Annotated in this window: 3 protein-coding genes; all 3 read right to left on the bottom strand. The window is 72.5% G+C overall.

All coding sequences use genetic code 11. The features are described from left to right. On the bottom strand, positions 1–1,036 hold a 1,036-nt coding region (locus N864_RS20520; protein ID WP_276203110.1), incomplete at its 3' end, for an NAD(P)H-hydrate epimerase. Next, positions 1,033–1,386: a holo-ACP synthase gene (locus tag N864_RS20515; RefSeq protein ID WP_034721762.1), complete on the bottom strand. Its 354-nt coding sequence runs from the start codon at positions 1,384–1,386 to the stop codon at positions 1,033–1,035. The genes N864_RS20515 and N864_RS20520, both read right to left, overlap by 4 nt. Before the next feature lie 13 nt (positions 1,387–1,399). Next, a complete protein-coding gene (gene glmS / locus N864_RS20510; RefSeq protein ID WP_034721760.1) occupies positions 1,400–3,259 on the bottom strand; it encodes a glutamine--fructose-6-phosphate transaminase (isomerizing) in 1,860 nt (619 codons plus the stop codon). Between the last annotated feature and the right edge of the window lie 77 nt (positions 3,260–3,336).

Raw genomic sequence — 3,336 nt, 5'->3', positions numbered from 1 at the left:
GGTTTGTGGCCTCTCGTCGGTTTGTGGCCTCTCGACGTTCCTCCACCGTCGAAGGGCCACCAACCGACGAAGGGCCAGTAACCGACGAAGGGCCAGTATCCGACACTTCCATGCCCGAGCCGATGAGCCAGGCCTGCACCCGGCCGGGACCGTGCACGGCCTCCGGTACGGCGGCCCGGACGAGCTGCGTCGGGGTGTGCGGCCCGACGTAGCGCACCATCCCCACCCCGGCCTCGACCGCGGCGGTCACCGCGAGGATCGCCGCGCCGGTGTAGTGCTCACCACCGGCGACGACGCCCAGCACGCCGCGTGAGTACTTGTCGTCGGCCGGCCCGGGCACCGGCCAGAGCCGCGCCGCGTCGTCGAAGGTGAGCCGCTCGACGGCAGCGGGCGCCGCCTCCAGGTCGAGCCCCATGTCGACGACGGTGAGCCGACCTGTCGCACCCTCACCAGCCGGCAGCAGGTGGGCCGGCTTGGCCACGCTCATCGTCACGGTCTCGTCCGCCCACACGACCGCGTCGGAGCGCTCCCGGCCCTCCGGGTCGAGGCCGCTCGCGACGTCCACCGCCAGGACCCAGGCGTCCTCGTCGACCGCCTCGACCAGCTGCAGCGCCGTGGGTCGCAGGCCGGGCTTGCCGCCGATCCCGGTGACTCCGTCGAGGACCAGGTCCGCTCCGCCCACGACCCGGCGGGCCCCCTCGAGGTCGTCCGCCGCGACCACGACCGTGACGCCGGCCTCCTCAGCCGCCGCCAGCCCGCCCGGGTGCGCACCCGCCCGGCCCTTGTCGCCGACCAGCACCGCAGCGGCAGGGAAGCCGGCCTCGGCGAGGAGGTGAGCGGCATACAGGGCGTCTCCCCCGTTGTCGCCCGAGCCGACGAGCGCGACGACCGTCCGTCCCCCGTGCTCCTCGAGCCGCGCAGCGGCGACCTCGGCGATGCCCTCGGACGCACGCCGCATCAGCGTGCCGTGCGGCAGGTCCGCCATCGCGGCCGCCTCGACGGCGCGGACGTCGGGAATGGACAGTGCCCGGATCATGAGCCCTCCGCGATGACGACGGCCGACGCGATGCCCGCGTCGTGGGACAGGGAGACGTGCAGCGAGCCGACCCCGAGGGCCTGCGCCCGCGCGGCCACCGTGCCGGTGACCTCGAGCGACGGCTTGCCGACGTCGTTGGTCACGACCCACGCGTCGGTCCAGGCGAGCCCGCCCGGCGCACCGAGCGCTTTGGCGAGTGCCTCCTTGGCGGCGAACCGCGCCGCGAGTGAGGCCACGCCGAGCTCGCCCTCCTCGGCGGTGAAGAGCCGCGTGCGGAGCGCCGGGGTCCGCTCGAGCGCGGCACCGAACCGCTCGATGTCGACGACGTCGATCCCGAGCCCGATGATCACCCGGCGGCCCCGCTCACTCGACGGTGACCGACTTGGCGAGGTTGCGCGGCTGGTCGACGTCGAGGCCCTTGGCGGTCGAGAGCCACAGGGCGAAGACCTGCAGCGGCACGACGGTCAGCAACGGGGCGAGGAGCGGCGCCGTGGCGGGCACGCGGATCACCTCGTCGGAGAACGGCACGACGGCCTCGTCGCCGTCCTCGGCGATGACGAGTGTGCGGGCGCCGCGGGCGCGGATCTCCTGGATGTTCGAGACGACCTTGCCGTGCAGGCCGTGCTCGCTCGACGGCGAGGGGACGACGACGAAGACGGGCTGGCCCGGCTCGATGAGCGCGATGGGGCCGTGCTTGAGCTCGCCGGCCGCGAAGCCCTCGGCGTGGATGTAGGCCAGCTCCTTGAGCTTGAGGGCCCCCTCGAGGGCGACCGGGTAGCCGACGTGCCGACCGAGGAAGAGGACGGCCCGGGTGTCGGCCATGAACCCGGCGATCTCCTTGACGCGGCCCATTCGCTCGAGCACCGTCTCGATCTTGCCCGGCACCTCGGCGAGCTCCTTGAGGACGGCCTTGATGTCGTCGACGTACGTGCCGCCGCGCAGCTGGGCGAGGTAGAGACCGAGGATGTAGCTCGCGGTGATCTGGGCGAGGAACGCCTTCGTCGACGCCACGGCGATCTCCGGGCCGGCGTGGGTGTAGAGGACGGCGTCGGACTCGCGCGGGATCGTCGAGCCGTGCGTGTTGCAGATCGAGATGGTCAGCGCGCCGAGCTCGCGGGCGTGCTTGACCGCCATCAGGGTGTCCATCGTCTCGCCGGACTGGCTGATCGACACGACGAGCGTGCGCTCGTCGACGATCGGGTCGCAGTAGCGGAACTCGTGCGCGAGGGAGACCTCGACAGGGATGCGCGTCCACCGCTCGATGGCGTACTTCGCGACCATGCCCGCGTACGCGGCGGTCCCGCACGCCACGATCGTGATCCGGTCGATCTCGCGCAGCTTCTCCTCCGGGATCCGCAGCTCGTCGAGCGTCAGCCGGCCCTCCTCGTCGGTGCGCCCGAGCAGCGTGTCGCGCACGGCGTGCGGCTGGTCGTGGATCTCCTTCTCCATGAAGGTGGCGTAGCCGCCCTTCTCGGCGGCGGCAGCGTCCCACGTCACCTCGTACGCCTTGCCGTCGGCGGGCGTGCCGTCGAAGTTGATGACCGTCGCGCCGTCGGGCGTGATCGTGACGATCTGGTCCTGGGCGAGCTCGAGCGCGTGCCGGGTGTGGCCGATGAACGCCGCCACGTCGGAGCCGAGGTAGTTCGCGTCGTCGCCGAGCCCCACGACGAGGGGGCTGTTGCGCCGGGCCCCGACGACGACGTCGGGCTGGTCCGCGTGGACCGCGAGGAGCGTGAAGGCGCCCTCGAGGCGCGCGACGACGGCGCGCATCGCCTCGGTCAGGTCGGGGGTGGTGGCGTAGGCCGCGGCGAGCAGGTGCGCGACGACCTCGGTGTCAGTCTCGCTGCTGAAGACGATGCCCTGCTCGAGCAGCTCGCTCTTGAGGGCGTGGAAGTTCTCGATGATGCCGTTGTGGATGAGGGCGAGCTTGCCGTCCGTGCCGCCGCGGTGGGGGTGGGCGTTCTGGTCCGTCGGTCCGCCGTGGGTCGCCCAGCGGGTGTGGCCGATGCCGGTGCGCGAGGGCGGCAGCGGGTGCTCGTCGAGCTCGTGGCGCAGGTTGGCCAGCTTGCCGGACTTCTTCCGGGTCTCGACGTGGTCGCCCGCGATGAGCGCGACCCCCGCCGAGTCGTAACCGCGGTACTCCAGCCGCGACAGGCCCTCCATCACGACGTCGAGCGCCGTCCCGTCCGAGACCCGACCGACGTACCCCACGATTCCACACATGGGCACCAGCGTAGGGGACGTGCGCAGGTGCCCCGGCACCCGCAGGACCGAGCGGTATGCCGCTCAGCCGGCTGAGC

Source organism: Intrasporangium chromatireducens Q5-1 (assembly GCF_000576575.1).
GTDB lineage: Bacteria > Actinomycetota > Actinomycetes > Actinomycetales > Dermatophilaceae > Intrasporangium_A > Intrasporangium_A chromatireducens.
This window is presented reverse-complemented; position numbering and strand designations above follow the sequence as displayed.